Below are 24693 nucleotides of genomic sequence, written 5' to 3' on the forward strand. Positions count from 1 at the left end.
GGCGGGGGCGCATGGACCGCCGCCGCAACCTGACCGGCTGGGCGTTCCTGCTGCCCGCCTCGCTGCTCATCGTGCTGATCAGCTTCGTGCCGATGATCCAGGCGCTGCTGCTGTCGCTGCAGACCGGACGCGGCACCCGGCTCAACTGGGCCGACCCGCTCTGGTACAACTACACGCGCCTGCTCGGCGACGAGATCTTCAAGCAGACGCTGTTCAACACCTTCGTCTACCTGATCATCCAGGTGCCGATCATGCTGACGCTGGCGCTGATCCTGGCGAACCTGCTGAACAACCCCCGGCTGCGCTGGCGGGCCTTCTGGCGCACGGCGATCTTCCTGCCCTGCGCCGTGTCGCTCGTGGCCTACTCGCTCGTCTTCCGCACGATGTTCGCCACCGACGGCTTCGTGAACGACTTCCTCGGCATGTTCGGCGTCGCGCCGGTCAACTGGCTCGGCGAGCCCGACACCGCCCGCGCGGTGCTCATCATCGGGCTGCTCTGGCGCTGGACCGGCTTCAACATGATCTTCTTCCTCGCCGGGCTCCAGAACATCGACCGCTCGACCATCGAGGCGGCCCGGATGGATGGCGCCAACGCCTTCCAGGTCTTCTGGCGGGTGACGGTTCCGCAGCTGCGGCCCATCATCCTGCTCACCGCGATCATGTCGACCAACGGCACCCTGCAGCTCTTCGACGAGTCGTGGGCGCTCACCCGCGGCGGCCCCGCCTACGCGTCGATGTCGATGTCGCACTACCTCTACGAGGTCTCCTTCCAGCGGAACCCCAACTTCGGATACGGCGCGGCGCTCTCGTACGTGATCCTGATCCTCGTCGCGGTGCTCGCGTTCATCCAGCTCAGGATCGGTGACAAGCGTGATCAATAAGCTGCGCGGGGTCCCCGCCTACCTCTTCCTCGGGATCTGGACGCTGTTCTCCCTGTTCCCGCTGTACTTCATGGCCGTCTCGGCCACCAACACCAGCCAGGACGTGCTCGCCTCGCGGCTGCTCCCGGGCGGCGAGCTGTTCGCGAACATCGCCAAGCTGCTCGACGCGCAGAACGTCGGCGCGGCGATGACCAGCTCGTTCCTGATCGCCGCGGGAACCACGGTGCTCGCGCTGATCATCTGCTCGATCGCGGGCTACGGCTTCGAGGTCTACCACTCCAAGGGCAAGGACGTGCTCATGGGCGTGCTGCTGCTCGCGATGATGATCCCGTTCGCGGCGACGATGATCCCGCTGTTCCAGGTGTTCGCGAAGCTCGGCCTCGTCAACTCGCTGTTCGCGGTGATCGTGCCGGCCATCTCGACGCCGCTGCTCATCCTGCTGTTCCGGCAGTCGTCGCGGGCGTTCCCGACCGAGATCCTCGAGGCCGCCCGGGTGGACGGCCTGAGCGAGTTCTCGATCTACGCCCGCATCTACGTGCCCACGATGCGGGCGACGTTCGCCGCGGCGGGCGTCATCACCTTCATGACCGCCTGGAACAACTACCTGTGGCCGCGCGTCATCCTGATCAAGAACGAGGTGCAGACCATGCCGATGCTCATCGTCAACCTGAGCGCGGGCTACGTGACCGACTACGGCGTGCTCATGCTCGCCGTGCTGCTGGCGTCGCTGCCGACCGTGGTCGTGTTCCTGCTGCTGCAGCGCCAGTTCGCCGAAGGCATCACGGGAGCCATCAAGTGACGTTCGACCTCACCCGTCTCGCCGACCCGCGGGTCGTCTCCGAGAACCGCCTGCCCGCCCACTCCGACCACCGCTGGTTCCGCGACCGGGCGGAGGCGGATGCCGGACGCAGCGGCTACGAGCAGCTGCTGAGCGGCACCTGGCGGTTCCACTACGCACCGAGCCCCGCCGACACGGTCGACGGCTTCGAGGCGCCGGGCTTCGACGCCTCGGGGTGGGCCGAGATCCCGGTGCCCGCGCACATCCAGCTGCAGGGCTACGACCGGCCGCAGTACGTGAACGTGCAGTACCCCTGGGACGGGCACGAGCAGGTCGAGCCGGGCCAGGTCCCCACCCTGTTCAACCCGGTCGCCTCCTATCTGCGCCCGTTCGAGCTGGAGCGTCCGCTCGAGCCCGGCGAACGGGTCTCGGTCGTGTTCGAGGGCGCCGAGAGCGCGATCGCGCTGTGGTGCAACGGGCGCTACATCGGCTACGCCACCGACAGCTTCACGCCGAGCGAGTTCGACCTGACCGATGCGCTCGTGCCGGGAGAGAACCGGCTGGCCGCGCAGGTGTTCAAGTGGTCGAGCGGGTCGTGGCTCGAAGACCAGGACATGTACCGCTTCTCGGGCCTGTTCCGCGACGTCGTGCTGCGGCGGCGCCCGGCCGCGCACGCCGAGGATCTGCGGGTCTCGGTCGGACTGTCCGACGATCTGGCGACCGCCGAGGTGCGCCTCGCGGTGGGCGTCGAGGGCGAGGCGACCGTCACCGCCCGGCTCACGGGGGTCGGGGAGCTGACGGCTGCGGCCGACGGCGTGCTCGTCGTGCGGGTGGACGCCCCGCGGCTGTGGAGCCCCGAGTCGCCGGAGCTCTACGAGCTCGTGGTCGAGGTGCGGGATGCCGCCGGCGTGCTCACCGAGGTGATCCCGCAGACGGTCGGCATCCGCCGCTTCGCGATCGAGGACGGCCTGCTGCGGCTCAACGGGCGCCGCGTGGTCTTCCACGGGGTGAACCGCCACGAGTTCGGTCTCGACGGGCGTGTGATCACGCGCGCGCAGACCGAGGCCGACCTGCAGGCGCTCAAGCGGATCAACGTGAACGCGATCCGCACGAGCCACTACCCCAACAACTCGTTCTTCTACGAGCTGGCCGACCGCTACGGCTTCCTCGTGATCGACGAGATGAACCTGGAGACCCACGGCATGTGGGACCGGCTGCGCTACCTGGGCGTCGGCGTCGAGGAGGCCTTCCCCGGCGACCGGCCGGAGTGGCAGCCGGCGCTGCTCGACCGGGCGGCGAGCCTGCTCGAGCGCGACAAGAACCACCCGAGCGTCGTGATGTGGTCGTGCGGGAACGAGTCGTTCGGCGGCAGCGGCATCCGGGAGGTCGCGGACTGGTTCCGGGCGCACGACAATCGCCCGGTGCACTACGAGGGCGTCGACTGGGATCCGCGCCACCCCGACACCACCGACGTGCTGAGCCGCATGTACACGCCGGCGCGTGCGATCGCGCCGTACCTCGCCGAGAACCCGGGCAAGCCCTTCATCCTGTGCGAGTACGCCCACGCGATGGGCAACTCCTTCGGCGGGGTCGACGAGTACCTGGCGCTCGCCTACACCGAACCGCGCTTCCAGGGCGGGTTCATCTGGGACTTCGCCGACCAGGCGATCGCGCTGACCGACCGCTACGGCCGCGACTACTTCGGGTACGGCGGCGACACCGGCGACGCCCCCAACGACGGCGACTTCTGCGGCAACGGCATCTTCTTCGCCGACCACACGCCGACCCCGAAGGCGCAGGAGGCCGCCGCGCTGTACCGGTGGCTGCTCGCGGAGGTCGACCGCGACTCGTTCACCGTGACGAGCCGCCTGCTCTCGACGCGGTCCTCCGCCTACGAGTGCCGGGTGACCCTCGCCCGCGAGGGCGAGGTGCTCGCGCAGGCGGTCGTCGACACGGATGTCGCCCCGGGCGGCTCGGCGAGCTATCCGCTGCCGTTCGCCGTCCCGGGCGAACCGGGCGAGTACGTCGTGCTGGTCTCGTTCCGGCTGCGCGAGGCGAACGCCTGGGCGGATGCCGGATTCGAGGTCGCCTGGGGGCAGGGCGTCTTCGGCGCCTGGACCCCCACCGCGCAGCTCGGCGCCGCGCCCCCACGGGTCGTGCACGGCATCCACAACACGGGTGTGCACGGCGCGAACTTCCACGTGCTGTTCTCGCGGCTGCACGGCGGACTCGTCTCGTACCGCTACGGCGACACGGCGGATGGCGGGCGCGAGCTGCTCGGCGGCATCGTGCGCCCCAACTTCTGGCACGCGCCGACCGCGAACGAGCGCGGCTGGGGCGGTCCGGCCGAGGACGGCGCCTGGCTGCTCGCCGGCCGCTATCTGCGTACGCTGCCCGACGCGCGCGACCCGGAGGTCACGGTCGATCGCGACGGCGGCGTCACGGCGGTCTACCGCTACGCCCTCCCCGTGCACCCGTCGACGGTGTGCGAGCTCGCCTACCGGGTCGAGCCCTCGGGGCGGGTCGAGGTGACGCAGACGATGGAGCTCGTCGAGGGGCTGCCGGCGTTGCCCGAGTTCGGCGCGCTGCTCACCACGAGCACGCCGCTCGAGAACTGGCGCTGGTACGGCGACGGGCCCGAGGAGTGCTACGTCGACCGACGCAGCGGCGCCCGCCTCGACGTGCACGAGACACCGGTCGCGACCGCGCTGACCCCCTACCTGCGGCCGCAGGAGGCGGGCAGCCGCACGGGCGTGCGCTGGGCCGAGGTGACCGACGACCGCGGGGCCGGCATCCGCGTGGATGCCGAGAGCGGCATGGAGTTCTCGGCCCTGCCGTGGACGCCCGACGAGATCGAGGCCGCGTCGCACCCGAACGAGCTGCCCCCGATCCACCGCACGGTGCTGCGTCCCGCGCTCATGCGCCGGGGTGTGGGCGGCGACGACTCCTGGGGTGCGCGTACACTTCCCCCATATCGGCTGCCCGCTTCGGGCACGCTCCGCTTCCGATTCGGATTCACGGGGGTCTGAGATGGAGACGCGGCGTCCTTCCATGCGGGACGTCGCCCAGGTGTCCGGGCTCTCGCTGCAGACCGTGTCGCGCGTCGCGAACGGCGAGCCGAACGTCAACGAGGCGACCCGGGATCGCGTGCTCTCCGTCATGCGCGAGCTCGGCTACCGGCCGAACCTCGCGGCGCGCGCCATGCGGCGCGGGTCGTACAAGACGATCGGCATCGTGTACCAGGGACTGCATGCGGTCGGAACCCGGCGCACGGTGGAGGCCGTCTCGGAGTACGCCGCGTTGAACGGCTACGCGACGACGCTCATGCCGATCGCCGCCGCGACGGGACTGGCCACGAGTGGGGCGTTCACGCGCCTCGAGGAGATGGCCGTCGACGTGATCGTCTCGATCCTCACCTCCCAGCTCGAGTTCGACACCCCGATGCAGATCCCGCCGGGCATGCACGCGATCCTCATCGGCCCGCAGTCGAACCCCGAGGTCTCGGCGATGGACTCGGATCAGATCGGCGGAACCGAGGCGGCGGTGCGCCACCTGCTCGGCACGGGCCACCGCGAGATCCAGCACATCACCGGAGCGGCGGGCTCGTTCTTCGCCGCCCGACGCGAGGAGACCTGGGCCCGCATGATGCGCGAGGCCGGGCGCCCGGTGCCGGAGCCGCTGCGCGGCGACTGGAGCGCCCACTCCGGGTACCTCGCCGTGCGGCGGATGCTCGACACGACCCCGCGGGAGGAGCTGCCGACCGCGATCTTCTCCGCGAACGACCAGATGGCGCTCGGCGCCTACCGCGCCCTCGGCGAGGCGGGACTGCGCATCCCGCACGACATCTCGATCGTGGGCTTCGACGACATCGAGGAGGCGGTCGACTTCAGCCCGCCGCTCACCACGATCGCACAGGACTGGGATCTGCTCGGTCGCGAGGTGCTGCGGGTCGCGAGCGAGTCGCTCGCCGGAGCGCCCCCGCAGGCCGTGCTGCTGCCCACCCGGCTCGTCGAGCGCGACTCCGTCGGCCCGCCCCGCCCCTGACGCACCCCACCCGGTAGCGTGAACTCCGTGACCGAGCACCAGCACGTCGCGCCCTCCCGTCTCCAGCCGGTCGACGGCGAGTGGCGTCGCGTCTCGCCGAAGTACATCGTGGTCGACCTGGTCGGCAACCTCTTCTCGGGGCTGTTCACGACCGCCGTCGCGACGCTCCCGGCCTGGCTGCTCGGCTGGGGCGTCTGGTGGTGGCTGCTGCCGGCGGTCGTCGCGGTCGTCTCGATCGTGCTCATCGCCCTGACCCCGCGCCGCGTGCGCTCGATCGGCTACCTGCTGCGCGACGACGACCTGCTGTTCCGCCGCGGCATCATGTTCCAGCGCTTCGTCGCCGTCCCCTTCGGGCGCATGCAGCTCGTCGACATCACCCGCGGCCCGCTCGCCCGCTCGCTCGGTCTCGCCGAGCTCAAGCTCGTGACCGCCGCCGCCGCGACGGGCGTCGTGATCCCGGGTCTGCCGCTCGCCGATGCGGAGGAGCTGCGCGACCACCTCGTCGCCCTGGCCGAGACGCGTCGGGCGGGCCTGTGACCGAGCTCGCGGACGGGCGCTGGCACCGGCTGCATCCGGCGACGCCGCTGCTGAAGGGCGGCATCGCGCTCCTCGCGATCCTCGGCATCATCGTGTCGAACCTGCGCGAGCGCCTCATCGAGTGGATCTTCCCCGCCGTCGACTGCCCGCCGGGCGTCTGCGACGAGGACCCGTTCACGCTGATCCTCGACCGCTACCTGCTGCCGACGCTGCTCGGCATCCTGGTGCTGCTCGTCGTGATCCTCGGCCTGTTCTGGATGTCGTGGCGCATGCACACCTTCCGGGTCACCGAGGAGATCGTCGAGGTGCGCGCCGGCGTGCTCTTCCGCAGCCACCGCAGGTCGCGCCTCGACCGGGTGCAGGGCATCAACGTCTCGCGTCCCCTGTTCGCCCGGCTGTTCGGCGCCGCGCGCCTCGAGATCAGCGCCGCCGGTTCCGACGCGAACGTGCAGCTCGCCTACCTCTCGAGCGCCAACGCCGACGGGCTGCGGGCCGAGATCCTGCGCCGGGCCTCCGGCATCCGCGCCCGGGAGGCGGCGCAGTCCGGGGAGGGGGTGATCGCCTCGGTCGCGCCCGACGCGCGCGCCAACCTCGCCGACGTCGCCCGGCAGCGCATCGCCGAGTTCTCGGCACCCGAGCTGGACCCCGCGCTCGCGCCTCCCCAGTCGGTCGTCACGATGCACGCCGGCCGGCTCGTCGGCTCGACGCTGCTGAGCGTCGGGATGCTGTGGTTCCTCGTCGCCATCGCGGGCGTCGCGGTCGCGATGGCGCTCACCGGGGCCGGCGTCTTCCTGTTCCTCGGCCTCATCCCGATGATCTTCGGTCTCGGCTCGTTCCTCGTGAACCGGATCGTCAAGTCGCTGCGCTTCTCGATCGCCGCCACCGCCGACGGGGTGCGGGTCGGCTACGGCCTGCTGTCCACCAGCAACGAGACGATCCCGCCGGGCCGCATCCACGCGGTCGAGATCACCCAGGAGCTGCTGTGGCGGCCCTTCGACTGGTGGACCGTGCGGGTGAACCTGGCCTCCCACTCGACCGCGAAGGGGGCGGCGGGGCAGCGGAACACGACGATCCTGCCCGTCGGATCGCGCGAGGAGGTGCTGCGGGTGCTCGAGCTCGTGCTGCCCGGTCTCGTCACCGACGAGACCCGGCTGCTCATCGAGGGGGGCCTCGCCCCCGCGCGCATCGACGACGGCTTCACCACCTCGCCGCGACGGGGCGCCGTGCTGCGCTGGTTCTCGTGGCGGCGCAACGGGTTCCTGCTGCATCCGGATGCCGTGGTGCTGCGCCGCGGCGCGGTCTGGCGCTCGCTCACGGTCGTGCCGACCGCGCGCACGCAGAGCGTGGCCGCGCACCAGGGGCCGCTCGAGCGGATGCTTCGGCTGGCGCAGGTGCGGCTGCACACGGTGACGGGCCCGGTGACCGCGCGCATCGGCGCACTCGACGTGGCGGATGCCTCGACCCTGTTCCGGGAGGCCGCCGCCGCGGGCGTCACCGCCATCCGCGCCGACCGCAGCCACCGCTGGGGGTCGTCGTGAGCGGGCGCGACGGCCGCCTCGGCGTCGGCGTGATCGGCGGGGGGCACGTCGGTCCCGTGCTGGGCGCTGCGCTCGGGGGTGCGGGCCACGCGGTGATCGGGGTCGCCACCGTCTCGGAGGAGGGGCGCGAGCGGGTGGACGCCCTGCTGCCGGGGGTTCCCGTTCTCACGGTGCCCGAGCTCGTCGAGCGCAGCGAGCTCGTGCTCATCGCGGTGCCCGACGCCGAGCTGCCCGAGCTCGTGGCGGGGCTCGCCGCCGTCGGCGCCTGGCAGCCGGGGCAGCTGGTCGTGCACACGGCGCCGGGGTTCGGCACCGCGGTGCTCCAGCCCGCGTTCGCGGCGGGCGCCATCCCGCTCGCCATCCACCCGGCGATGGCGTTCACCGGCACGAGCATCGACCTCGCGCGCCTGCACGAGACCTGGTGCGCCGTGACGGCGCCCGGGCCGGTGCTGCCCATCGCCCAGGCGCTCGTCGTGGAGCTCGGCGCCGAGCCGGTCGTGGTCGCGGAGGGCGACCGTGCGCGCTACGGGGAGGTCGTCACGGCCGCGCGCGCCTTCGCGACGGACGCAGTGGCGGGTTTCGTGGGCGCGCTGCGCGAGGCGGGCGTCGACGCGCCGACGCGCGTGCTCGGCCCCCTCCTCCGCTCCGCCGTCGAGGACGCCCTGCGGGCGTGAGGTGATCGAGGAGCGCCCGCGCAGCGGACGCGTCTCGAGATCTCCGGGCTGTCAGTCGCCGCGGACTACCGGATTCGTCTCGATGACCGAGAGCAGTCGCTCGTTCTGCACGAACAGGCGCGCTGCATCCGGTCCGACCGCGTGGCACACGCTGCGCATGTCGCGTCGCGCGCGACGAAGATCGAACTGATGGAGAGGCTCGAGGTGCGCCACGCGATTACGTAGCTGATGGGCGGTCGTCACCCGTCCGACCAAGCTCTCCGGATCCCACGCTCCGACCCAGGCTGGAAAGGCATCGGCGAGTGCCACTGCCCAGAGCTTCTGCTTCGACTTGTTCGATCTCGACGGAAGCAGATATCTCCAGAACCCGAGAGGGAGCTGCGCAAGCACATCGTCGTGACTCATCGCTCGACCCTTCTCCACCGCGATGCGCCTGGCGCGGCTCCTCGCCTTGTCGAGCTCGGGTCCATAGAGAGAGCGCTGAAGGTACTCATGCGGATTGAGCAGCCAACGGGGATCGTCGTTCATCCGAGCGCTCCAGACACGCAATTCCCGGTCGAGAGCATTTCGAAGGACCAGTTCGAAGATATGGATGGCTTCCATCGCGGCGCCTGCAGCTCGGACATTCCAGGTGAAGAGGGCATGCGCGAGCGCAGGATCGCCGTCGACTTCGGCAAGCAGCCGATCGAGGCGGCTGGCTCCGATCAAGCGGAAAGTCACCTGCTCAGCCATCACACGAGGTAGACTAGGGCGCAGAAACACCGGACGTCTGACGGATCGGTGCTTATTCATAAGGGGCCCGGCTCACGCCGAGGCCCCTTATTCTTTGCCCCCGCCTGAGTGCGGATAGCCTTGACGCTTGTGAGTGCGCCCGAGGTCGTGACCGAGATCGGCGAGCTCCGTGCTCGCCTGGCGGGCAGGCAGGTGGCGCTCGTGCCCACGATGGGCGCGCTCCACGCCGGACATCTCGCCCTCGTCGAGCGTGCCGTGGAGCTGGCCGACGTCGTCGTCGTGTCGATCTTCGTGAACCCGCTGCAGTTCGGGCCCGCCGAGGACCTCGAGCGCTACCCGCGCGACCTCGAGGGCGACCTCGCGGCGCTCGCGGACCGGGGGGTCGCCTACGTGTTCGCGCCGCCGGCATCCGAGATGTACCCGGACGGCACCCCGCAGATCACCGTGCGCGGCGGTGCCGTGGGGGAGCTCTTCGAGGGGCGGTCGCGCCCCGGGCACTTCGACGGGATGCTGACGGTCGTCGCGAAGCTGCTCGGCATCGTGCGCCCCGCGTTCGCGCTGTTCGGGCAGAAGGACGCCCAGCAGCTGTGGCTCGTGCAGCGCATGGTGCGCGACCTCGACATCCCGACCCGCATCGAGCCGGTCGAGACGGTGCGCGAGGACGACGGCCTTGCCCTCTCGAGCCGCAACCGCTACCTCTCGCCCGAGGAGCGGAAGGCCGCCCCCGTGCTGCATCGCGCGCTCGAGGCCGCCGCATCCGCCGGCGACCGCGGCATCGACGCCGTCATCGCGGCCGCCCAGTCGGTGCTCATGGGGGAGGAGCTCGTGAGCGTCGACTACCTTAAGGTGGTCGACCCGCGCACCTTCCGGCCCGTGTCCGACGACTACCGCGGTCCCGCGCGCGTGCTCATCGCCGCGCAGGTCGGGCCCGCCCGCCTCATCGACAACGACGACCTCTACCTGAACTGAGCCCCCGTGACCGAGCCCACCGAGAACACCGCAGAGCTGACCGGCGAGGAGATCGCCGAGCAGAAGGCCGTGCGTCTCGCCAAGCGCGAGCGGCTGCTCGCCGAGGGCGGCGACGCCTACCCGGTGCGGCTGCCCATCACGGCGACCATCCCCGAGCTGCGGGCGCGGTACGGCGAGCTCGAGCCGGACGCCGCCACCGGCGTCGAGGTCGGCGTCGCGGGCCGCGTCGTGCACCTGCGCAACACCGGCAAGCTGTGCTTCGCCGCACTGCAGTCGGGCGACGGATCCCGCATCCAGGCCATGGTCTCGCTCGCCGAGGTGGGCGAGGAGTCGCTGCAGCGCTGGAAGGAGCTCGTCGACCTCGGCGACCACGTCTTCGTGCGCGGCGAGGTGATCTCCTCGCGCCGGGGCGAGCTCAGCATCCTGGCCGCCGAGTGGCGCATCGCCTCGAAGGCGATCCTGCCGCTGCCGAACCTGCACTCCGAGCTCTCGGAGGAGACCCGGGTGCGGCAGCGCTACCTCGACCTGATCGTGCGCGAGCAGGCGCGTGCCACCGTCGTCGCGCGCGCCAAGGCCGTCGCCTCGCTGCGGGCCACCTTCGCCTCCCACGAGTTCCTCGAGGTCGAGACGCCGATGCTGCAGACGATGCACGGCGGCGCCGCGGCCCGCCCGTTCGTCACGCACTCGAACGCCTTCGACACCGAGCTGTTCCTGCGCATCGCGCCCGAGCTGTTCCTCAAGCGCGCCGCGGTCGGCGGCATCGACCGGGTGTTCGAGATCAACCGCAACTTCCGCAACGAGGGCGCCGACTCCACCCACAGCCCCGAGTTCGCGATGCTCGAGGCGTACCAGGCGTACGGCGACTACAACACCATCGCCGACCTGACGCAGGAGCTCATCCAGAACGCCGCGGCCGCCGTCTCCGGATCGCACGTGGTCACCTGGGCCGACGGCACCGAGTTCGATCTCGGCGGCGACTGGGCGCGCATCTCGATGTACGACTCGCTCTCGGAGGCCGCGGGCGTCGCCGTGACCCCCGAGACGCCGCTCGCGGAGCTCGCCGCGCTCGCGGAGCGCGAGGGCGTCGAGGTGAAGCTGCCCACGCACGGCAAGTACGTCGAGGAGCTCTGGGAGCACTTCGTGAAGGGCGGACTCGAGCGCCCCACGTTCGTCATGGACTTCCCCGTCGACACCTCCCCGCTCGTGCGCGACCACCCCGACAAGCCGGGCGTCGTCGAGAAGTGGGACCTCTACGTGCGCGGCTTCGAGCTCGCCACCGGCTACTCGGAGCTCGTCGACCCCGTCATCCAGCGCGAGCGCTTCGTGGAGCAGGCGAAGCTCGCCGACCGCGGAGACGACGAGGCGATGCGCCTCGACGAGGAGTTCCTGCGCGCGATGGAGCACGGCATGCCGCCGATGGGCGGGATGGGCATGGGCATCGACCGGCTGCTGATGGCGATCACCGGCCTCGGCATCCGCGAGACGATCCTGTTCCCCCTGGTGAAGTAGACCGCCGGCGTCAAGCATCCGTGACGCCGCGCGTCGCCGCGTGACGCCCGGGAGGTCGTCGGGCGTCACCTGACGTCACCTCCCTTCACCCGGGGTCACAGGAGTGGAGACCGGGTCGACGGCGTCCCTAGGGTCGGGCGTCATGATCCAGCTCGACCAGCTCACCAAGGTCTACGGCCACGGCGCCGGCGCCACCACGGTGCTCGACCACCTCGACTTCGAGATCGCCGCCGGCGAGATCTTCGCCGTCGTCGGCCCGTCCGGCGCCGGCAAGTCGACGCTCGCCCAGACGGTGTCGCTGCTCGAGAGGCCCACCTCGGGTCGGGTCGTCGTCAACGGGGCGGACCTCACGGCGCTCGGCGAGCGCGAGCTGCGTGCGGCGCGCCGCCGGATCGGCACCATCTTCCAGTCGGACGGACTGTTCTCGCGGCGCACGGCCGCCCAGAACGTCGCGCTGCCCCTCGAGTTCCTCGGGGTGACCCCGGGCGAGCGGCGGACGCGGGTGGCCGAGCTGCTCGAACGGGTGGGGCTCTCGGCGAAGGCGGGGCACTACCCGCACCAGCTCTCCGGAGGACAGCGGCAGCGGGTCGGCATCGCCCGAGCCCTCGCCCTGCGCCCGAGCGTGCTGCTGGCCGACGAGGCCACCTCCGGACTCGATCCGGCGTCGACCGCGTCGATCGTGGGGCTGCTGAAGGAGCTGCGCGACGAGCTGGGGCTCTCGATCCTGTTCATCACCCACGAGATGGACACCGTCGTGCAGCTCGCCGACGCCGTCGCCCGCCTCGATCACGGACGGATCGCCGAGTCGGGTCGGCTGCTCGACCTGCTGCGCGACCCCGCCTCGGTGCTCGGCACCCTGCTGCGCCCGCCGCAGCCGGGGGTGCCCGCGGCTCCCGGCGAGCTGGCGATCGACGTGAGCTACACGGGCGAGGTGGCGGGCGACTGGCTGGCGCGCGTCTCCCGTGCCGTCGGCGCCGACCTGCACGTGCTCGGCGCGCGCATCGAGCAGGTGCACGGCGAGACCGTCGGCACCGCGCGCCTCGCGGCACCCGCCGAGCTGCGCGGGCGCCTGCTGCCGCTGCTCGCGGCCGCGGGGCTCAGCGCGCATCCCGTCGGATCGGATGCGGCGCCCGCGCTGGAGGTGGTGGCGTGAGCGCCGCGGTCGGCGCGCTCCCCGCGCAGAACGTGCCGCTGCCGGAGATCCCGGCCCTCGTCGTCCCGGCCCTCGGCGAGACGCTGCTGATGGTCGGCATCACCATGGCGATCGTCGTGCTCGTCGGCGTGCCGCTCGGGGCGCTCGTCTTCAACCTGGCGCCCGGCGGGCTGTTCCCCCACCGGGTCGCGCACACGGCGCTCAGCTGGGTGATCTCGATCGGGCGGTCGCTGCCGTTCCTCATCCTGATGGCGGCGATCATCCCCTTCACGCGTCTCATCACCGGCACCAACATCGGCATCCCCGCCGCGGTGGTGCCGATGTCGATCGCGGGCATCGCATTCTTCACCCGCATCGTCGAGAACTCGCTGCGCTCGGTGCCGGGGGACCGTGCCCGGGTGGCGATCGCCTCCGGGGCCTCGCCCGTGCAGGTGATCCGCAGCGCCCAGCTCGCCGAGGCGGTGCCGTCGATCGTCGGCGGACTCACCATCAACACCATCGCCATGATCGAGTACTCCGCCATCGCGGGAACGATCGGCGCCGGCGGCATCGGCTACGTGGCCGTCACCTACGGCTACCAGCGCTTCGACCACGCCGTCATGCTCACGACGATCGTGATCCTCGTCGCGACCGTCGCCCTCGTGCAGCTCACGGGCGACCGGCTCGTGCGGCGCCTCACCCCGTCCGCCCGCGATCGACGTGCCGCCGCACGCGGGCCCGTCTCCGCCTGACCTTCCCCCTCCCCTCCCTCCCATCACCGAAACGAGGTACCGCCATGTCCGCATCCGTCACCGAGACCGTCCCCCCGACGACCGACGACGACCTGGGATTCACCGTCCGCCGCCGCCGCAGGTGGCCGTGGGTCGTCGCCGCCGTCGTGCTGGTCGCCGGGATCGCCGCCGCCCTGATCCTGCCGCGGCTCATCGGCACCACCTCGCCCAACCTCACGGCGGGAGCGACGCTCACGGTCGTCACCGCCGAGGGCAACGCCGCCGAGCAGGCGCTCGTGCAGTTCGTCGCCGACGAGGTCGCCCCGAGGTACGGCATCACGGTGCAGTTCACGGGCCTCTCCGACTCGACCACGCTCAACCGGGCGGTGAGCGAGGGCGAGGTCGCCGGAACCGTCTACCAGCACAAGCTCTGGCTCTCGCAGGTGCTCGCGGCGAACCCCGACTTCCGCGAGCAGGCGGCCACCCCCGTCTTCCGCTGGGGATTCGGGCTGTGGAGCGCGAAGTACAGCTCGGTCGACGAGATCCCCGACGGCGCGAACATCTCGCTCTACTCCGATCCCGCGAACGAGGCGCAGGGGCTGTGGGTGCTCGAGCGCGCCGGGCTCATCACCCTGGATCCCGCCGTCGACAAGTGGACGGCGACCCAGGACGACATCGTCGAGAACCCGAAGCACCTCACCTTCACCCTGCTGGACTTCGCGGCGCAGTCGCGTTCGCTCCCGGACCTCGACGCGGCGGTCGGCTACACCGAGTACTACCTGGCGGCCGACATCCCGATCCAGCAGCAGATCTTCGCCCCGCCCGCCCCCGACGAGTTCGCCGGGCAGCTCACGATCGGGTCGGACTACGCGGACGCGCCGAACATCGTCGCGCTCGTGAAGGCGTTCCAGGACCCGGCCGTGCAGGAGTTCCTCGCCACCGATCCGCGCGTGAAGGGGATCCTGCTGCCGCTCGACGCGGAGTAGCGCGCCGCACGGCGACACCCCGTCCGGCTCCCAGCCGGGCGGGGTAGTCTGCCGGGCATGCCCGACCGTCTTCCCGGTGACCCGCCGCCCAAGATCACGACGAACCGGATCATCATCTGGATCGTCGTCGCCGGTGTCGGGCTCTGGCTCATCGGCACGGGCATCGCGGGCATCATCGCGAAGGCCGGGTGATGGACCGTCGCACCTCGCGGCTCGTGATGTACGGCGGCCTCGTGCTGATCGTCGCGATCGTCGTGCTGGTCGTCGCGTTCAGCCCGCGCTGAGCGCGGCGTCGTAGGATTCCGGCATGCCCACCGACTTCTGGGGAAACGCGATCTTCTCCGTGGTCCCCACGATCGCGCTGGGGCTCGTGTTCTGGTTCGTGATGCGCTCGATCATCCGCGCCGACCGCACCGAGCGCGCGGAGTACGCCCGCATGGAGGCCGAGGAGCGCACCCGCCGCGCGGCCGCCCGCGCCGTGCCGACCTCCGCCGAGCCCGAGGTCGACTCCGCCCGCTGAGCCGAGCTGCGGTGGTCGTCCCAAATCAAGGACTCGAGCAACCCGAATCAAGGAGTTGCTGCTCGGAAACGGCCCCGCCTGCCCCGCCCGCAACATCCGTCACACCGGGTCCTTGATTTGGGTTGCTCGACTCCTTGATTCGGGAGGCGAGCGCTCGCAGGTGCGCGGTGCCGTCCGGCCGCATCGGCGGGGGTCGGGTCTCGGCTCGCCCCGGACCCGGACCCGGACCCGGACCCGGACCCGGATGCGGTCAGCCGCGGTCGCGCGGACGCAGCCGCACGTTCGGCAGTTCGGGCGCGGGGAGCGGAGCGCCATCGTAGCCGTCGACGTGGCCGAAGCGGCCCGCGCGGTCGGCATCCGCGATCACCTCGCCCTGCCACTCCTCGCGGAAGGCCACGATCTCGTCGTGGCTGCGTCCGACGAAGTTCCACCACATGACGATCGGCTCCTCGAGCGGGGCGCCCCCGATCAGCAGCACGCGCAGCGGCCCCGTCGGCGCCTCGATGCGCAGGGCATCGGATCCGGCCGGCACGACGCCCAGGTGGTGCGCCGGCACCTCCGCCCCCTGCAGCCGCGCCGGCTCGTGGTCGACGACGAGCCCGTACTCGAAGCCGGGGTCGGCGGGCAGCTCGACGGATGCGCCCGCGGGCAGCGTCAGCTCCGCGGCGACGAGCGGCGTGTACGCGGTGACCGGCGACGTCACGCCGAGCCACGACCCGACGAACACCCGCAGCGTCGCCTCGCCGACGTGCGCGACATCCGCCACGTGATGCTCGAAGAACGGGGCGACGCCTCGGTGCGCATCCGGCAGGGCGGTCCACAGCTGCACGCCGTGCAGGGTCGCGGCGGCCGTCGTCGACACCTCGGAGTGCTGGATGCCGCTGCCCGCGGTCATGAGGTTCACGGCGCCCGGGTCGATGAGCTGGTGCGCGCCCGTCGAGTCGCGGTGCTCGATCTGCCCCTCGTACAGCCAGCTCACCGTCTGCAGCCCAGTGTGCGGATGCGGCGGCGTGTCCATCGTGCCCGCGCGCGGGGCGGGGGTCGGCCCGTAGGAGTCGACGAAGCACCAGGCGCCGATGAGCGAACGCGTGCGCTGCGGCAGCGTGCGGCGCACCATGAGCGCCCGCGGGCCGCCGAGCGGCACCTCGCGTGGGGCCATCACCTCGACACCGCCCGCATCCGGATCCGCGACGCACACGAGCTCCTGCGGGTCGCGTTCGAGGTTGCTCATGGCCAGACCCTACGCTCCAGCCCCCGAGTGGTCGTATTTCGGGCTCAAAACGGGAGCTTTGAGCCCGAAATACGACTACTCGGCGGGTGGGGAGGCGGCCCAGTTGTGGGGGTCGAGGGGGCGCGGGAGGGTTCCTAGGCTGGCGGGCATGTCGAGGTCGCGTCGCGTCGCCGCCGTCGCGCTCGTCGCGACGGTCGCCGTCGGGCTCACCGGCTGCTCGTTCCTGGGCGACATCGTCGACGGGCAGCGGATCACGACCGAGCGTCTCGGCGTCGCCGACGCCCTGCGGGTGCTCGTCGGGCAGCTCGAGCAGCTCGAGCAGGTGGAGTCGGCGAGCTACTCCTTCGACGCCGCCGACGTGTCCACCACCCCGGGCGTCGAGGTCGAGCTCGCGACCCTCGACGGCGACGACTGGCGCGAGGTCGCGGACACGATCGAGCAGGCGGCCTCCGCGGATGCGCTCGCCGACTATCCGGTCGCCGTCGACCTCAGCGCCGGCGCGGTCTCAGGATGGTTCGACACGCAGTACGGAGCCGACTGGATCGGCGAGGACGTGCTCGCGACCGCTCGACGCATGGGGGAGCTGTTCCCGGATGCGCGCGTCGGGCTGTCGGGGGCGGCCGAGTCCGCCGCGTTCGTCTCGGTCGGGGTGCCGGGGTCGGCGGAGGAGCTGCTCGACCGGGTCGCGGGCGACGCGGCGGTACGCGACGTGATCGCTGCACTCGATCCGTCCCACATCGCCCTGACGCTCGGAGCGCCCGGCCTCGAGCTCTCCGGCGCGGCCGTCGCCACCGAAGCGGCCGACTGGGCGCGGCAGGTCCTGTCCGTGCCCCTGCCCCGCTCCGGGGGTGAGCTCTCCTCCGGCTGGGTGCAGGTCACGGCGAGCGGTCCGCCGGGCGACACGTGGCTCGGTGTCGAGCTCGTCGGCGACTCGGCCCTCGGCGAGGGGGCGGCCTGGGATGCGCTCCTCGACCTGCTCGAGACGCCGGTGCCGCAGGTCAACGGTCCCGACGGGTGCGTGCCGCTGCAGGTGATGTACGCGTGGCCGGGCGTGCAGGGCAACTTCCCCTCGTTCACGAACGGCTGCTTCGGGCTGGAGATCATCTCCACCGACCCGGACCGCCCGTCGCTCGTCGCGCTTCGGGAGGCTCTCGCCGCATCCGGCCTCGATCTCGAGGCGCTCGGCTTCACCCTCGGCTGAGCGCCAGCGGTCGTATTTCGGGTCTAAAACCTGGGCTATGAGCCCGAAAAAAGACTACTCGCGGGGGAGCTGGGTGAGCAGCTCACCCGGCTGGCAGTCGAGCGCGTCGCAGATCGCGGTGAGGGTCGAGAAGCGGATGGCGCGCGCCCGGTCGTTCTTGAGCACCGACAGGTTCACGAGGCTCACCCCGACCAGTTCGGAGAGCCGGGTGAGCGTCATCCCGCGCTCCTCGAGCAGCTCGTCGAGCCGGCAGTGGATACGGCTCTCGTCGTCGGTCTCGGCGGGCGCCATCAGACGAGCCCCTCGGCGTCGCGCTGCAGGCGCTCGCCGACGACGAAGACGGTGGTGATGAGCGCCACGGCGAACGCGGCGAGGATGAACGGGAACGGCTGGATCGCCATGACGACGTTGTCGAAGGTGCCATCGGAGATCTGGGCGAACGCGGCGTTGGCGCCCATGTTGCCGAAGAACGGCACGACGGCGAATCCGACGAGCCCGACGATGCCCGCCGTGCCGACGAGGCGCGAGTTGCCGGGACCGAACACCCGGCCGGCGAAGACCGAGCGAGCGAGGTACGCGAGGCAGGTGACGACCGTCACGACGGTGAGCACGAGCGCCACCTGCTGCAGCACGAGTGCGATGACCGCCGCGGGGGCAGCCCCGAGACGGTGAGCACGGCCTGGTCGAGCCCGACGGTGACCGGCGCGCCTCCGGGGCCGATGGGTGCGTCGGCCGGTGTGCCGCCGAACTCGGCGAGCACGGGCACGTCGCGGTTCACCACGACCTCGATCACCCGCAGCGTCGCGGCGACGGTGGTCCAGATCGCGATGCCGATTCCCGCGACCACGAAGATCCAGATCCCGACCCGGTCGGAGCGGCTGGGGGTGTAGGGCTGCATGGCGACCTCCTTACTTATCGAATATCGTTAATATAACGACTATCGATAAGGCCTGCAAGTCTCGGGGAGCTGAGGCGTCGGTTTGCGTCGCGTGAGGGCGGGCGCGAGCGACACAAAGTGACGCCTCAGGGATGGAGGTGCAGCGGATGCGCCCAGGGCGAACAGGGGCATCCCGGGGAGGGGCCGCTCGTTACCCTCGATGTATCGCCGCAGCACCCGCGCGTGCGGCGAGAGGAGCTGACATGTTCGAGCGCTTTACCGACCGAGCCCGCCGCGTGGTCGTCCTCGCCCAGGAAGAGGCGAAGATGCTCAACCACAACTACATCGGCACCGAGCACATCCTGCTCGGCCTCATCCACGAGGGTGAGGGCGTCGCCGCGAAGGCGCTCGAGTCGCTCGGCATCTCGCTCGACGCGGTGCGCGAGCAGGTGCAGGACATCATCGGCCAGGGTCAGCAGCAGCCGACCGGCCACATCCCGTTCACCCCGCGTGCCAAGAAGGTGCTCGAGCTGAGCCTGCGCGAGGCGCTGCAGCTCGGCCACAGCTACATCGGCACCGAGCACATCCTGCTCGGCCTCATCCGCGAGGGCGAGGGTGTCGCCGCCCAGGTGCTCGTGAAGCTGGGTGCCGACCTGAACCGCGTGCGCCAGCAGGTCATCCAGCTGCTGAGCGGCTACCAGGGCAAGGAGCAGGTCGCCGTCGGCGGCAACGAGCAGGTCGCCAACGACAAGGGCAGCCAGATCCTCGACCAGTTCGGTCGCAACCTCACCCAGGCCGCCCGCGAGGGCAAGCTCGACCCGGTGATCGGGCGCGAGAAGGAGATGGAGCGGGTCATGCAGATCCTCTCCCGCCGCTCCAAGAACAACCCCGTGCTGATCGGCGAGCCCGGCGTCGGCAAGACCGCCGTCGTCGAGGGTCTCGCCCAGGCGATCGTGCGGGGCGACGTGCCCGAGACGCTGCGCGACAAGCAGCTCTACACGCTCGACCTCGGCAGCCTGATCGCCGGATCCCGCTACCGCGGCGACTTCGAGGAGCGCCTCAAGAAGGTCACCAAGGAGATCCGCACCCGCGGCGACATCATCACCTTCATCGACGAGATCCACACGCTCGTCGGCGCGGGTGCCGCCGAGGGCGCGATCGACGCGGCCAACATCCTGAAGCCGCTGCTCGCCCGCGGCGAGCTGCAGACCATCGGCGCCACGACGCTCGACGAGTACCGCAAGCACTTCGAGAAGGACGCCGCGCTCGAGCGCCGCTTCCAGCCGGTGCAGGTGGCCGAGCCGTCGCTGCCCATGACGATCAACATCCTGAAGGGCCTGCGCGACAAGTACGAGGCGTTCCACAAGGTGTCGATCACGGACGGCGCGATCGTCGCCGCCGCGAACCTCGCCGACCGCTACGTGCAGGACCGCTTCCTGCCCGACAAGGCGATCGACCTGATCGACGAGGCCGGGGCTCGCCTGCGACTGAGCATCCTGTCGGCCCCGCCGGAGCTGCGCGAGTTCGACGAGAAGATCGCCGCCGTGCGCGCCGAGAAGGAGGGCGCGATCGAGGACCAGGACTTCGAGCTCGCCGCCACCAAGCGCGACGAGGAGAAGAAGCTGCTCGGCGAGCGCCTGCGCCGGGAGAAGCAGTGGCGCTCGGGCGACGTGGCCGCATCCGGCACCGTCGACGAGGGCGTCATCGCGGAGGTGCTCGCGAACGCGACCGGCATCCCGGTGTTCAAGCTGACCGAGGAGGAGTCGGCTCGGCTCATCTTCATGGAGCAGGCGCTGCACCAGCGGGTCATCGGTCAGGAGGAGGCCATCTCGGTGCTCGCCAAGACCATCCGCCGCACGCGCGCCGGCCTCAAGGACCCGAAGCGCCCCTCGGGCTCGTTCATCTTCGCCGGCCCCACGGGCGTCGGGAAGACCGAGCTCGCCAAGGCGCTCGCGGAGTTCCTGTTCGACGACGAGGACGCCCTGATCTCGCTCGACATGTCGGAGTACGGCGAGAAGCACACCGTCTCGCGGCTGTTCGGCGCCCCTCCCGGCTTCGTCGGCTTCGAGGAGGGCGGCCAGCTCACCGAGAAGGTGCGCCGCAAGCCGTTCAGCGTCGTGCTCTTCGACGAGATCGAGAAGGCGCACCCCGACATCTTCAACTCGCTGCTGCAGATCCTCGAGGAGGGTCGTCTGACGGACGGTCAGGGTCGCGTCGTCGACTTCAAGAACACCGTCATCATCATGACGACCAACCTCGGCACGAAGGACATCACGGGCGGCCCCGTCGGCTTCACGCTCGAGGGCAACACCGAGAACTCCTACCGTGCGATGCGCGCGAAGGTCGTCGAGGAGCTGAAGAAGCACTTCAAGCCGGAGTTCCTGAACCGCGTCGACGAGACGATCGTGTTCCCGCAGCTCTCGCAGGAGGAGCTGCGTCAGATCGTCGACCTGTTCATCAAGCGCCTCTCGGAGCGTCTGCTCGACCGCGACATGACGATCGAGATCACGGATGCCGCGAAGACCCGCCTGATCGAGCTCGGCTGGGAGCCGACCCTCGGCGCCCGCCCGCTCCGCCGCGCGGTGCAGCACGAGATCGAGGACAAGCTCTCGGAGGAGATCCTCCACGGGCGCCTCGAGGCCGGCGACCACGTGCACGTCGACCTGGTCGACGGCGAGTTCGTGTTCACCACGGGCCGCCAGCCGGGCCGCGAGCTGCCCGCCGGCGTGGGCGCCGCATCCGGGGCGCTCGACGCCGACGGAGACCCGATCACCGCGTAGGCGCGGGCGCAGTCGCAGACAGGCGGCGGGGGCGGTTGCTCCCGCCGCCTGTGCGTCATGCCGCCCGGGCGTGCGACTGCTCCCGCCGCCGCGTGTAGCGTGTCGGCATGCAGCCCGCCGAGCTCCCGCCGCGGGACCCCGGGCTGCCCGACCCGCCGATCCTGGCGCGCATCCGCGAGAGCGTGATCGGCGACGATCAGCTCATGCACGGTCCCTTCGGACCGCGTCGCGTCACCTACGCCGACTACACCGCGAGCGGGCGCAGCCTCGGGTTCCTCGAGGACTTCATGCGCTCCGAGGTGATGCCGCGCTACGCCAACACCCACACCGAGGCGAGCGGCACCGGCCTGCAGACCACGCGACTGCGCGAGGACGCGCGCGCCACCATCCACGCCGCCGTGAACGGCGACGACGACACGGTCGTGGTGTTCGCGGGCAGCGGCGCGACGGGCGCGATCGACAAGCTCATCGGGATCCTCGGCATCCGCATCCCGGCCGACCTCGACGCACGGTACGGGATGCGGCAGCAGGTGCCCGCCGAGGAACGGCCGGTGGTGTTCGTCGGCCCGTTCGAGCACCACAGCAACGAGCTGCCGTGGCGGGAGTCGATCGCGGAGGTCGTGACGATCCACGAGGACGCCGACGGGCACATCGACCTCGCCCACCTCGAGGCCGAGCTCGTGCGCGTCGCCGGGCGGCCGCTCGTGATCGGCGCGTTCAGCGCCGCGAGCAACGTGACCGGCATCCTCACCGAGACCCACGCGGTCACCCGGCTGCTGCACGCCCACGGCGCGCTCGCGTTCTGGGACTTCGCCGCGGCGGGACCGTACGTCGACATCGAGATGAACCCCCGCGACGGCGACCCCGCGGCCCGCAAGGACGCGATCTTCCTCTCCCCGCACAAGTTCATCGGCGGGCCGGGCACCCCCGGCGTGCTCGTCGTCAGCAGGCGCCTGCTCACCAACAGCGTGCCCGCCGTGGTCGGCGGGGGCACCGTCATGTACGTCAACCCCGAGGAGCACCGGTACATCGCGGATGCCGCCCACCGCGAGGAGGCGGGAACTCCGGCGATCCTCGAGTCGATCCGCGCGGGGCTCGTGTTCGCGCTGAAGCACGAGGTGGGCGTCGACGTCATCACCGCGTACGAGCGCGACTTCCTGCGGCGCGCGATCGCCGTCTGGAACGCGCACCCGGCGATCGAGGTGCTCGGCAACCCCGACGCCGACCGGCTGTCGATCGTGTCGTTCGTGGTGCGGCGCCCGGGTGGGCGCTACCTGCACCACAACGCCGTCGTCGCGATCCTCAACGACCTGTTCGGCATCCAGAGCCGCGGCGGATGCTCGTGCGCGGGCCCCTACGGGCATCGGCTGCTCGGGATCGACCTCGAGCGCTCGCACGCCTTCGAGCGCGAGATCGCCGGCGGATGCGAGGGCATCAAGCCGGGCTGGGTGCGGATCAACTTCACCTACTTCCTGTCGGAGGAGGTGTTCCGCTACCTGGTCGAGGCGATCGCGCTCGTCGCCGAGCAGGGGCACCGGCTGCTGCCGCTGTACCGTTTCGATCCGCTGACGGGTCTCTGGCGGCACCGCGACGGCCCCGTCGAGCCGCCCCTGCGGTTCGCGCAGCTGCACTACGACCGCGACGGGGTGCTGCGCCATCCGCACCACGACGACCGCGCCCCCGTCGAGGTGCTCGCCGAGCATCTGGCCGAGGCGCGCGAGCTGCTCGCCTCGCTGCCCGAGCCGGGCGACAACGTGCGCATCGACGAGCTCGGCGACGACTTCGAGCAGCTGCGGTGGTTCGACCTCCCCCACGCCTCGCTAGGGTGAACCGGTGACCAGCACGTTCCGGGTGCGCCGCGCGCGCACCGCCGATGTCCGCGGGATGCTCCAGCTCATCGAACCGTACGTGGAGCGACGCATCCTGCTCGGCAAGGAGCGGGTCACCCTGTTCGAGGACATCCAGGAGTTCCGGGTCGCGGAGACCGCCGACGGGGAGCTCATCGGCTGCGGGGCGCTGCACGTGATCTGGGAGGATCTCGGCGAGATCCGCACGATCGCGGTCGCCGACGCGTGGTTGCGGCACGGCGTGGGGCACGCGATCCTCGAGCAGCTCGAGCAGGACGCGGCGGAGCTCGGCCTCAGCCGGCTGTTCTGCCTCACCTTCGAGACGGCGTTCTTCGGCGAGCACGGTTTCGCGCCGATCGGCGAGCGCGTCGTCGACCCGGACGTGTACGCCGAGCTGGTGCGCTCGCCCGACGACGGCGTGGCCGAGTTCCTCGACCTGGCGCGCGTCAAGCAGAACACCCTCGGCAACACCCGGATGCTGAAGCAGCTGTGACGCGGGGTGCGACCGTGTGCACCCGGTCGCACCCCGCGTGATCCCCGCACCCGGTCGTCATCCGGGTGCGGGGCATGCGGTGGTCAGGAGCTCGTGTCGGAGCCCGAGTCGTCGCCCTGCTGCGGCATGTCGCCGCCGGGGCCGCCCTGGCCGTCGCCCGGGAACTGGCCGTCGCGGTCGCCGGGGAACTGTCCGTCACCCGGGAACTGGCCGTTTCCGAACTGCGGACGCTGCGCATCGGCGATCGCCCATCCGCTCACGCCGCCGACGCCGAGTCCGACGACGAGGGCGATGATCGCGGTGAGGGCGAGGGTCAGGGTCTTCCACCGGCGCGCGGGCGCGGCGGGGGTCTCGTCGGGGGCGGGGGTCTCGTCGGCCGCGGCGGCGTCGACGGATGCGGGCGCCGTGTCGGCGGGGGCCAGCTCGTCGGCGGGAGCCTCGGCGGCGGTCGGGGTGTCGGTCATGGGGTCGAGGATCGCTCGGCGGCATGGGTGGATTCACGGCGCACCCTAAGAATCAGCCGAGAGTCGACGCCATGCCGCGCACGCAGCCGCGTTCCCGACGCGACCGGGCCTACCCTGGCCGCATGTCGACGCAGCAACCCGGGCGACTGCCGGCGTCGGTCTACCGGCGCAGGCGCATCGTCGTGGGCCTGGCCGTGCTCGCGGTCATCGTGGTGATCGTGCTGCTCTTCATCCCCCGCGGGGGCTCGGGCGACGACGGGAAGGTCGGCGCGGGCGACTCGCAGAGCCCGGCGCCCACCGACACCGAGACGACGTCGGCCGACGGCAGCGCGCCGTGCGATCCGGCCGTCATCACGCTGACCGCCGTCACCGACAAGACCAGCTACGCCGCCGGCGAGACGCCCATGATCTCGATGACGATCGTCAACTCCGGGGCGAGCGCCTGCACCTTCGACGTCGGCACCGATGCGCAGCTGTACGAGATCGTGAGCGGCTCCGATCCGATCTGGAACTCGCGCGACTGCCAGAGCGACCCGCAGCCCCTCGCGCAGGTGCTCGAGCCGGGTGTGGAGTTGTCGACGACCCCGTTCGCCTGGGACCGCACCCGCTCGTCGGCGGACACCTGCGACAGCGACCGGTCGGAGGTGACCGCGGGCGGCGCCACCTATCGCCTGTCGGTCTCGCTCGGCGAGGCGGCGTCCGAATCGGACACCCCCTTCCTCCTGAACTGACCCCGCCGTTCCGAGGGGGTGCGGTGCGGTAGCGTCGT

The 24693-nt window shown here is 71.2% G+C and carries 25 protein-coding genes; 19 read left to right on the top strand and 6 right to left on the bottom strand.

Going from position 1 to position 24693, the window contains the following annotated elements:
* Nucleotides 1-11: 11 nt before the first annotated feature.
* The 7 genes from NUH29_RS02820 to NUH29_RS02850 are packed head-to-tail and all read left to right on the top strand — an operon-like array spanning nt 12 to nt 8452.
* On the top strand, nt 12-881 hold the full coding sequence (locus tag NUH29_RS02820) for a carbohydrate ABC transporter permease (RefSeq protein ID WP_258797418.1): 870 nt from the start codon (nt 12-14) through the stop codon (nt 879-881).
* A complete protein-coding gene (locus NUH29_RS02825; RefSeq protein ID WP_258797419.1) occupies nt 871-1680 on the top strand; it encodes a carbohydrate ABC transporter permease in 810 nt (269 codons plus the stop codon). The genes NUH29_RS02820 and NUH29_RS02825 overlap by 11 nt, the downstream gene beginning before the upstream one ends.
* Nucleotides 1677-4688: a beta-galactosidase, LacZ type gene (gene lacZ, locus NUH29_RS02830; RefSeq protein WP_258797420.1), complete on the top strand. Its 3012-nt coding sequence runs from the start codon at nt 1677-1679 to the stop codon at nt 4686-4688. The genes NUH29_RS02825 and lacZ overlap by 4 nt, the downstream gene beginning before the upstream one ends.
* 22 nt (nt 4689-4710) lie before the next feature.
* A complete protein-coding gene (locus NUH29_RS02835; RefSeq protein ID WP_258797421.1) occupies nt 4711-5703 on the top strand; it encodes a LacI family DNA-binding transcriptional regulator in 993 nt (330 codons plus the stop codon).
* 27 nt (nt 5704-5730) lie between these two features.
* Entirely contained in the window at nt 5731-6240 is a 510-nt protein-coding gene (locus NUH29_RS02840; RefSeq protein WP_258797422.1) for a PH domain-containing protein, read from the top strand.
* On the top strand, nt 6237-7778 hold the full coding sequence (locus NUH29_RS02845) for a PH domain-containing protein (protein ID WP_258797423.1): 1542 nt from the start codon (nt 6237-6239) through the stop codon (nt 7776-7778). Before NUH29_RS02840 ends, NUH29_RS02845 begins: the two co-directional genes overlap by 4 nt.
* Complete coding sequence (locus tag NUH29_RS02850; protein ID WP_258797424.1) at nt 7775-8452, top strand: DUF2520 domain-containing protein; 678 nt, start codon at nt 7775-7777, stop codon at nt 8450-8452. Before NUH29_RS02845 ends, NUH29_RS02850 begins: the two co-directional genes overlap by 4 nt.
* A 51-nt stretch (nt 8453-8503) precedes the next feature.
* On the opposite strand, the gene NUH29_RS02855 is transcribed toward NUH29_RS02850, so the two are convergent.
* Entirely contained in the window at nt 8504-9184 is a 681-nt protein-coding gene (locus NUH29_RS02855) for a hypothetical protein (protein ID WP_258797426.1), read from the bottom strand.
* 129 nt (nt 9185-9313) lie between these two features.
* On the opposite strand from NUH29_RS02855, the gene panC reads away from it, so the two are divergent.
* From panC to NUH29_RS02890, 7 genes are all read left to right on the top strand, one after another.
* Nucleotides 9314-10153, top strand: coding sequence for a pantoate--beta-alanine ligase (panC, locus tag NUH29_RS02860; RefSeq protein WP_258797428.1), 840 nt, complete (start codon nt 9314-9316; stop codon nt 10151-10153).
* A 6-nt stretch (nt 10154-10159) separates the two neighbouring features.
* Complete coding sequence (gene lysS, locus NUH29_RS02865; RefSeq protein WP_258797429.1) at nt 10160-11662, top strand: lysine--tRNA ligase; 1503 nt, start codon at nt 10160-10162, stop codon at nt 11660-11662.
* Between the two features lie 142 nt (nt 11663-11804).
* Nucleotides 11805-12815, top strand: coding sequence for a methionine ABC transporter ATP-binding protein (locus NUH29_RS02870; RefSeq protein ID WP_258797430.1), 1011 nt, complete (start codon nt 11805-11807; stop codon nt 12813-12815).
* Nucleotides 12812-13546 (top strand): methionine ABC transporter permease, encoded by a 735-nt coding sequence (locus tag NUH29_RS02875; RefSeq protein ID WP_258797431.1) that lies wholly within the window; start codon nt 12812-12814, stop codon nt 13544-13546. The genes NUH29_RS02870 and NUH29_RS02875 overlap by 4 nt, the downstream gene beginning before the upstream one ends.
* 44 nt (nt 13547-13590) lie before the next feature.
* A complete protein-coding gene (locus NUH29_RS02880) occupies nt 13591-14511 on the top strand; it encodes a MetQ/NlpA family ABC transporter substrate-binding protein (RefSeq protein ID WP_258797433.1) in 921 nt (306 codons plus the stop codon).
* Nucleotides 14512-14568: 57 nt separating this feature from the next.
* Nucleotides 14569-14703 (top strand): hypothetical protein, encoded by a 135-nt coding sequence (locus NUH29_RS02885; protein ID WP_258797434.1) that lies wholly within the window; start codon nt 14569-14571, stop codon nt 14701-14703.
* A gap of 115 nt (nt 14704-14818) precedes the next feature.
* On the top strand, nt 14819-15031 hold the full coding sequence (locus NUH29_RS02890) for a hypothetical protein (RefSeq protein ID WP_258797435.1): 213 nt from the start codon (nt 14819-14821) through the stop codon (nt 15029-15031).
* Between the two features lie 250 nt (nt 15032-15281).
* On the opposite strand, the gene NUH29_RS02895 is transcribed toward NUH29_RS02890, so the two are convergent.
* Nucleotides 15282-16262 (bottom strand): pirin family protein, encoded by a 981-nt coding sequence (locus tag NUH29_RS02895; protein ID WP_258797436.1) that lies wholly within the window; start codon nt 16260-16262, stop codon nt 15282-15284.
* Between the two features lie 148 nt (nt 16263-16410).
* Here NUH29_RS02895 and NUH29_RS02900 point away from each other — a divergent pair, with 148 nt between their 5' ends.
* Nucleotides 16411-17463 (top strand): hypothetical protein, encoded by a 1053-nt coding sequence (locus NUH29_RS02900; RefSeq protein ID WP_258797437.1) that lies wholly within the window; start codon nt 16411-16413, stop codon nt 17461-17463.
* A 54-nt stretch (nt 17464-17517) separates the two neighbouring features.
* On the opposite strand, the gene NUH29_RS02905 is transcribed toward NUH29_RS02900, so the two are convergent.
* From NUH29_RS02905 to NUH29_RS02915, 3 genes are read right to left on the bottom strand one after another with little or no spacing between them, the layout of a single operon-like run.
* Complete coding sequence (locus tag NUH29_RS02905) at nt 17518-17754, bottom strand: helix-turn-helix domain-containing protein (RefSeq protein WP_258797438.1); 237 nt, start codon at nt 17752-17754, stop codon at nt 17518-17520.
* A complete protein-coding gene (locus tag NUH29_RS02910) occupies nt 17754-18095 on the bottom strand; it encodes a hypothetical protein (protein ID WP_258797440.1) in 342 nt (113 codons plus the stop codon). The genes NUH29_RS02905 and NUH29_RS02910 overlap by 1 nt, the downstream gene beginning before the upstream one ends.
* Nucleotides 18059-18361, bottom strand: coding sequence for a hypothetical protein (locus NUH29_RS02915; protein ID WP_258797441.1), 303 nt, complete (start codon nt 18359-18361; stop codon nt 18059-18061). Before NUH29_RS02915 ends, NUH29_RS02910 begins: the two co-directional genes overlap by 37 nt.
* Nucleotides 18362-18603: 242 nt before the next feature.
* Between NUH29_RS02915 and NUH29_RS02920 the strand changes: the two genes are divergently transcribed.
* The 3 genes from NUH29_RS02920 (at nt 18604) to NUH29_RS02930 (ending at nt 23460) form a co-directional block, all read left to right on the top strand.
* The gene (locus NUH29_RS02920) at nt 18604-21120 is read left to right on the top strand and encodes an ATP-dependent Clp protease ATP-binding subunit (RefSeq protein ID WP_258797443.1); all 2517 of its coding nucleotides are present in this window, start codon (nt 18604-18606) and stop codon (nt 21118-21120) included.
* Nucleotides 21121-21227: 107 nt separating this feature from the next.
* A complete protein-coding gene (locus NUH29_RS02925) occupies nt 21228-22949 on the top strand; it encodes an aminotransferase class V-fold PLP-dependent enzyme (protein WP_258797445.1) in 1722 nt (573 codons plus the stop codon).
* A 4-nt stretch (nt 22950-22953) separates the two neighbouring features.
* Complete coding sequence (locus NUH29_RS02930) at nt 22954-23460, top strand: amino-acid N-acetyltransferase (RefSeq protein WP_258797446.1); 507 nt, start codon at nt 22954-22956, stop codon at nt 23458-23460.
* A gap of 83 nt (nt 23461-23543) precedes the next feature.
* Here NUH29_RS02930 and NUH29_RS02935 read toward each other — a convergent pair whose 3' ends face one another.
* A complete protein-coding gene (locus NUH29_RS02935; RefSeq protein WP_258797449.1) occupies nt 23544-23924 on the bottom strand; it encodes a hypothetical protein in 381 nt (126 codons plus the stop codon).
* Nucleotides 23925-24046: 122 nt separating this feature from the next.
* Here NUH29_RS02935 and NUH29_RS02940 point away from each other — a divergent pair, with 122 nt between their 5' ends.
* The gene (locus tag NUH29_RS02940; RefSeq protein WP_258797450.1) at nt 24047-24655 is read left to right on the top strand and encodes a hypothetical protein; all 609 of its coding nucleotides are present in this window, start codon (nt 24047-24049) and stop codon (nt 24653-24655) included.
* Nucleotides 24656-24693 lie beyond the last annotated feature (38 nt).

This window comes from Protaetiibacter mangrovi, from assembly GCF_024752305.1.
In the GTDB taxonomy this organism is placed as follows: domain Bacteria; phylum Actinomycetota; class Actinomycetes; order Actinomycetales; family Microbacteriaceae; genus Homoserinibacter; species Homoserinibacter mangrovi.

Excerpts from the sequence above, each read along its gene's own strand:
- NUH29_RS02935 (WP_258797449.1), bottom strand. The coding sequence starts at position 23,924 with ATGACCGACACCCCGACCGCCGCCGAGGCTCCCGCCGACGAGCTGGCC.
- NUH29_RS02940 (WP_258797450.1), top strand. The coding sequence starts at position 24,047 with ATGTCGACGCAGCAACCCGGGCGACTGCCGGCGTCGGTCTACCGGCGC.
- NUH29_RS02905 (WP_258797438.1), bottom strand. The coding sequence starts at position 17,754 with ATGGCGCCCGCCGAGACCGACGACGAGAGCCGTATCCACTGCCGGCTC.
- NUH29_RS02855 (WP_258797426.1), bottom strand. The coding sequence starts at position 9,184 with ATGGCTGAGCAGGTGACTTTCCGCTTGATCGGAGCCAGCCGCCTCGAT.
- NUH29_RS02835 (WP_258797421.1), top strand. The coding sequence starts at position 4,711 with ATGCGGGACGTCGCCCAGGTGTCCGGGCTCTCGCTGCAGACCGTGTCG.
- NUH29_RS02885 (WP_258797434.1), top strand. The coding sequence starts at position 14,569 with ATGCCCGACCGTCTTCCCGGTGACCCGCCGCCCAAGATCACGACGAAC.
- NUH29_RS02900 (WP_258797437.1), top strand. The coding sequence starts at position 16,411 with ATGTCGAGGTCGCGTCGCGTCGCCGCCGTCGCGCTCGTCGCGACGGTC.
- NUH29_RS02920 (WP_258797443.1), top strand. The coding sequence starts at position 18,604 with ATGTTCGAGCGCTTTACCGACCGAGCCCGCCGCGTGGTCGTCCTCGCC.
- NUH29_RS02925 (WP_258797445.1), top strand. The coding sequence starts at position 21,228 with ATGCAGCCCGCCGAGCTCCCGCCGCGGGACCCCGGGCTGCCCGACCCG.
- NUH29_RS02820 (WP_258797418.1), top strand. The coding sequence starts at position 12 with ATGGACCGCCGCCGCAACCTGACCGGCTGGGCGTTCCTGCTGCCCGCC.
- NUH29_RS02880 (WP_258797433.1), top strand. The coding sequence starts at position 13,591 with ATGTCCGCATCCGTCACCGAGACCGTCCCCCCGACGACCGACGACGAC.
- NUH29_RS02915 (WP_258797441.1), bottom strand. The coding sequence starts at position 18,361 with ATGCAGCCCTACACCCCCAGCCGCTCCGACCGGGTCGGGATCTGGATC.
- NUH29_RS02870 (WP_258797430.1), top strand. The coding sequence starts at position 11,805 with ATGATCCAGCTCGACCAGCTCACCAAGGTCTACGGCCACGGCGCCGGC.
- NUH29_RS02890 (WP_258797435.1), top strand. The coding sequence starts at position 14,819 with ATGCCCACCGACTTCTGGGGAAACGCGATCTTCTCCGTGGTCCCCACG.
- NUH29_RS02895 (WP_258797436.1), bottom strand. The coding sequence starts at position 16,262 with ATGAGCAACCTCGAACGCGACCCGCAGGAGCTCGTGTGCGTCGCGGAT.